This is a genomic window from Streptomyces sp. NPDC005728, from assembly GCF_040630895.1.
Lineage (GTDB): Bacteria > Actinomycetota > Actinomycetes > Streptomycetales > Streptomycetaceae > Streptomyces.
Genome location: NZ_JBEXYL010000221.1, coordinates 1 through 5,214, shown reverse-complemented (window position 1 = coordinate 5,214; position 5,214 = coordinate 1). Strand labels below are relative to the sequence as shown.

The window sequence follows — 5,214 nt, the reverse complement described above, 5'->3', positions numbered from 1 at the left end:
GGTGGCGGGGCGGGACGAGGCCGATTTCTACGGCCACTACGCCAAGGCCATCGAGGAGCGCTTCCCGGGCCGCTGGATCGGCAAGGTCGTCGCGCCTGTCGATGTAGCCCGTGTCCTGCGAGGCGACGTCCTGCACTCGCAACCGCCACGTTCCGTTCGCCGTCTCGCTGGAGGCGTCGACTGTGTACGTGGTGATGACGTTGTCCTCGGAGTCCGAGCTACTGGAGTTCTTCAGCCGGTAAGCCGTGCCGTCCGGCGCCAGGAGGTCGACCACGAGGTCACCGCGCCAGGTGTGCTTGATGTCCACCCCGACCCTTAGCGCCGCCGGCGCGTTTCCCGTTCGGCCGGAGACGGCGAGGGCCGAGGTCACGGCGGCCGCGTTGTCCGGGATGGCCACATCGGCGGCGCTCTCGTACGACTCGCCGGGCGGCAGGGGCTCCGCCGTCCCCAACGTCCAGATCGCGTGTGCCAGAGCGTCGCTGTTGTGGTCCAGCGCGACGTCGTTGATGTTGGTGTTCGTGTCGCAGGAGGAGTGGTAGCACCGGTCGAACGCCTGGCCGGAGGTGCCGCCCCATTTGGCGGCCTGTGCCGCCGTCTTCGTACGACTGGCGCCGGTGAACAGCCCGCCGACCGGTATGCCGACGTTCTTGAAGGACGCGTGATCGGAGCGGCCGTCGCCCTCCGTCTCTATCTCGGTGGGCACGCCGATCCCCGTGTACCAGTCCTTGAAGACCTTCTCGATGGCAGGATCGTCGTCATACACGAAGTAGCCCGGGTTCGGGGAGCCGACCATGTCCAGGTTGATGTACCCGGAGACTCTGGCGCGGTCGGTGGCCGACAGGCTGTTCACGTAGTACTTGCTGCCGACCAGTCCCAGTTCCTCGGCGCCCCACCAGGCGAATCGCAGGTGTTTCGTGGGCTGGAGCTGGGCGCGGGAGACGGCGAGGGCCGTCTCGAGTACGGCCGCGGAGCCGGATCCGTTGTCGTTGATCCCAGCGCCCGAGGAGACCGAGTCGAGGTGCGCGCCGGCCATGAGGACCTGGTTCGGATCCCCGCCGGGCCAGTCGGCGATGAGGTTGTACCCGGTGCTGCCGGACGAGGTGAACTGCTGGAGGGTGGTGGTGAATCCGGCCGCGTCGAGCTTGCCCTTCACGTAGTCGATCGAGGCCTTGTAGCCGGTACGGCCGTGGGCCCGGTTGCCGCCGTTGGCGGTGGCGATCGACTGCAACTGCGCAAGGTGTGCCTTGACGTTGCCGATCGGGATGTCGGGTGCCGCCAGGATCTCGGCGCCTGCGGCAACCGACCCGGCCCGTTCGGGCGTCGCCGAGGAAACGGGCGAGGCGGTGAGCAGACCCGCTGCCGCCACGAGGGCCGCGGCGAGAGGTCTGGAGATGTTCCTGGGCAGGTCGGAGCTCGGATGCGTCATGTGGGGAGCCGCACTTTCTCGTCGATGTGGGGAGTCGAGCGGTGCCTGGATCAGTGGTGCCAGAGCTGTGCGGGTGCCATGTGCGCCTGATGTTCAGTCAGCTGTTGCCACTCCGTCAAGACCTGAATCCGGTCACGCCTGTCCGCTTATCGGGCACCAGGACGTCCTAGGCACGCCGATGGCGTCGTAGCCGTACAAGCCGCCCCGCAGTGTGGAGCGGTTCGCCACCGACCAGTGCACCGGCATGCCCTCGCCAGCACCTGGGCCGCCGGTGACGAACAACGGCCGGCGTAGGAGCAGCGCCGCATTCACCATCCCGACCTCGCCCCCCGACCGATGCCTTTACGCCCCTCCGTCCCGACGCCGGGCCGAACACCGGGGCCAGCCGATGACCGGCGAGGCGCACCCCTCTGCGGTCGGGACTGGACGGGCCAGAGACCGGGACGCGGACCCAGGCCCCGGGACGGGCCCGCCAGCCCCCCGGAGACGGGTCCCGAGGGTCGGGCCGGACGAGGCGCGGGGCGGTCTTGACGGTGACGGTGGTCCAGCCGGCGGGCACGGCCGACTCGGGACGCTCCCCCAACTCCGGTCCGCTGAGCGGCTGATCACGGTCGAGGCGGGCGGCGGTGTGTGTTGCCGCGCCGGTTTCACCACCGCCGGCACTCCTGAGAACTCTCTGAAACCGCGCTGAATGAGGGGTCGACCACGCTCTGCGCCATGACGACGACGGCCCCGCTGGGGGCAGCAGCCCGGAAGGAGATCACCATGAAAGGCCTGCGACTGATCCGTCGACACGCGGCGGCCTTCGGGCGCTTCGCCGGGCTGGGCAGCGGGGTCACCCTGGCGGCCTCGGCGGCCCTGGTCCTGCTTTCGCAGTGGATCCCGTGGATGGCGGCGAACGCGCTGACCACCGTCGCCTCCACCGTGGTCGCCACCGAGCTGCACGCCCGCGTCTCGTTCGGCCACGGACGGCCCGGTCTGGCCGGCCACCTGAAGAGCGCGGCCACCATCGCCCTCGGCTGGCTGGTCACGTCCGCCGCGGTCGGCTCGCTGGTCGCGCTCCGTCCCGGCGCGGGACTCGTCCTGCAGCAGACGGTGTACCTGTCCGCCACCGCGCTCGTCGGGACCGGCCGCTATCTCGTGCTGCGTCTGACCGTGTTCGCGGAGCGCGCCCCGCAGCCCCCGACCGGCGGCGGCATCCCGTTGCGGGCCGCGTACGACGCGGCGGCGTGAGAGCCGGCGGGTTGACATCGCGGGCCGCGACCGGCCCGCCGACAACCTCAGCACCTGCCTCGGCTACGGGTTCGCCCGTGCCCGGCAGGTCCTGGCTCTCGGCCGGGGACGGTCCGGCCCCGCCGACCGGAACACCATGCCGTGGAACGTCCGGCCGCTGCCCGGTTCGCCCAGCCACGGCCCCGCTCCGAAGCCCTCGCAGACGGACGCCGAACCGACCTCACCGGCCGCTGCTTCCCCGGCCGCCGCGGCCGGCTACTCAGGGCTGCCGCTGACGGGCTTCGCCATCCATCGGCGCGGCGGCCACCCTTGTCCTCGCCGGCGGCGAACTGCCATCACCGCAGGGCTCCGTCCGACTTCTTGGCGAGATCGAGCAGGCAGCCGAAGTGCAGGGCGCCCTTGGGGGCGACGGGGCTGTCGGCGATGCGCGCCAGGTGCTTCGAGGCGTCTTCGCTGCGCAACAGGTCGCGGCAGAGTGCCTGCAGGGTGATGTCGGCGCGTTCCACACGGTCTGGCACACCGGACAGACCCGCTGTCCCTCGCCATCCCGCTCGGCCGTCACCCTCCGGCGAATCCACCGCGCATGACGCCACTGCCTGGCCCGACACGTCGCCGAGCAGTACACCGCCCTCGGCGCGGACCCCAGCTCCAGCGGTGAGTCGGACACCGGACAACACCGCTGAAACGGCAGCCCGTCGACCCCGGACACACGGCCAGACTAGACCGGCCTGGCCGCAGCCAGACGGGCGCGCCGGCGGCGGTGCGCCGCTTACAGCCGCCTGTGGGCTGTACCGGTCATTGCCTCCGGCCATTAGGAGGATTGAGGGCCACCTCCGGCGCACTCCCCCGCCCCATCGGGGATCCGTTCTTCCGGACGTGGGCGCCACGGCCGCCCCGTGTCCGAGAACCCTGGTAAGGCAGCCGCCGGGCACGCCCCCACGCGCAGACGGGAGAAGCCGGATGTTCATGCGATCAGCCCGGGCAGCCACGATCGCGGTGAGCGCCGGGGCCATCGGCCTGGCAGTGGCGGTCCCGGCCGCAGCCGACCGCAGCGCCGTAGTGGACTGTCACGACAACCCCGCAACCCTGCAGACCGCGATCAACGGTGCCGCCGCGGGAGACACACTGCGGGTGAAGGGCACCTGCACCGGCCCCTTCACCATCGACAAGGACTTGATCCTCATCGGCCAGGGGCACGCGGTCCTTGACGGCAACCGCGCCGGCTCCACCGTGACGGTCAACAACGACGTCCGGGCGCGGCTGACCCACCTGACCATCACTCACGGCACCGGCACCGGCGACGAGCAGTCCGCCTTCGGCGGCGGCATCTACAACAACCTCGGCACGGTGACGCTGACCGACTCCTCGGTGGAGGACAACACCGCGAACAGCGGTGGCGGCATCTTCAACGCCGGCACCGACACTGGCGACTTCGGCACGGTCACGCTGACCGACTCCGCGGTGAAGCACAACACCGGGGGCAATGGCGGCGGCATCTACAACGCACTCGGTCTGGTGACACTGACCGACTCCACCGTGAATCACAACGCCGCCGGCAGCGCCGGCGGCATCTCCAGCGCCGGCGGCACGGTGACACTGACCAACTCCACGGTGAAGCACAACACTGCCGACTTCGGCGGTGGCGGGGGCATCTCGATCGGCTCCACCTCCATCGGCGACGTTCCCCGGACCGGAACGCTGACGCTGACCGACTCCACGGTGGAGCACAACACCGCGACAACCGATGGCGGCGGAATCGAACTCGGCAACAGCGCGCTGACGCTGACCCGCTCCACGGTGCACGACAACACCGCGACAACCGAAGGCGTCGGCTTCGGCGGCGGCATCGCCAACATCGGCGGCAAGGCGGTGCTGGTCCGCTCCTCGGTGGAGCGCAACACCGCGGACAGCGCCGGCGGCATCTTCAACTCCGGCGCCGTGGTGCTGGTCCACTCCACGGTGCGCCGCAACAACCCGGACAACTGCGCCCCGCCTGGTAGCGTCGACGACTGCACCGGCTGACCCCATTACCCCTCTGCGTGGCCCCGCCCGGAGGCAGACCGGCCGCTGACCCTCACGGGTCGAAAGCCCCGATCCGGCCGGCCAGGTCCATGCCGGCCTTCCGTTCAGCGCTGTCGGGTGGCCGGCACGGGGTGGCAGGCGGCGCGGTGAGCGACTCGCCTCATTCTCTGCGGCCCGCAAAGGGGGGAATCCCTCCGCATCCACCACTGCCCCGTCCTGCGGAGCTGCGGCGCGCGCAGACGGGTCGTGGGGCGGAGAAGCAGCCCGTCCAGTGCTGCCCCGCGCGGCACGGGAGGCACGGTTAAGGACACCGCCAGGGTGTTTACAGGTGCGGACACGGAGCAGGTCCCGGAGGTGTTCCGGGACCTGCGGCCGCACGAGGCCGGATCAGGCGGGGGTGATGTTCTCCGCCTGCGGGCCCTTCTGGCCCTGGCCGACGTCGAAGGTCACCTTCTGGCCCTCCTGGAGCTCACGGAAGCCGGAGGAGTTGATGTTGGAGTAGTGCGCGAAGACGTCCGGCCCGCCGCCGTCCT

5 protein-coding genes and 1 pseudogene are annotated in these 5,214 nt (G+C 70.6%); 2 read left to right on the top strand and 4 right to left on the bottom strand.

The window, feature by feature from the left end; genetic code table 11:
* Window positions 1-1,426, bottom strand: a 1,426-nt coding sequence (locus ABZ471_RS47590; RefSeq protein WP_359075390.1) for a M28 family peptidase, incomplete at its 3' end; no start/stop codon positions are given.
* 520 nt (window positions 1,427-1,946) lie between these two features.
* A pseudogene (locus ABZ471_RS47585) lies at window positions 1,947-2,051 on the bottom strand (Zn-dependent oxidoreductase); the annotation flags it as partial.
* Between the two features lie 92 nt (window positions 2,052-2,143).
* On the opposite strand from ABZ471_RS47585, the gene ABZ471_RS47580 reads away from it, so the two are divergent.
* The gene (locus ABZ471_RS47580) at window positions 2,144-2,659 is read left to right on the top strand and encodes a hypothetical protein (protein ID WP_359075389.1); all 516 of its coding nucleotides are present in this window, start codon (window positions 2,144-2,146) and stop codon (window positions 2,657-2,659) included.
* Between the two features lie 335 nt (window positions 2,660-2,994).
* Here ABZ471_RS47580 and ABZ471_RS47575 read toward each other — a convergent pair whose 3' ends face one another.
* Entirely contained in the window at window positions 2,995-3,177 is a 183-nt protein-coding gene (locus ABZ471_RS47575; RefSeq protein ID WP_359075388.1) for a hypothetical protein, read from the bottom strand.
* Window positions 3,178-3,625: 448 nt separating this feature from the next.
* Here ABZ471_RS47575 and ABZ471_RS47570 point away from each other — a divergent pair, with 448 nt between their 5' ends.
* The gene (locus ABZ471_RS47570; protein WP_359075387.1) at window positions 3,626-4,681 is read left to right on the top strand and encodes a hypothetical protein; all 1,056 of its coding nucleotides are present in this window, start codon (window positions 3,626-3,628) and stop codon (window positions 4,679-4,681) included.
* A 387-nt stretch (window positions 4,682-5,068) separates the two neighbouring features.
* On the opposite strand, the gene ABZ471_RS47565 is transcribed toward ABZ471_RS47570, so the two are convergent.
* A partial coding sequence (locus ABZ471_RS47565) for a cold shock domain-containing protein (RefSeq protein ID WP_359075391.1) occupies window positions 5,069-5,214 on the bottom strand: 146 nt, incomplete at its 5' end.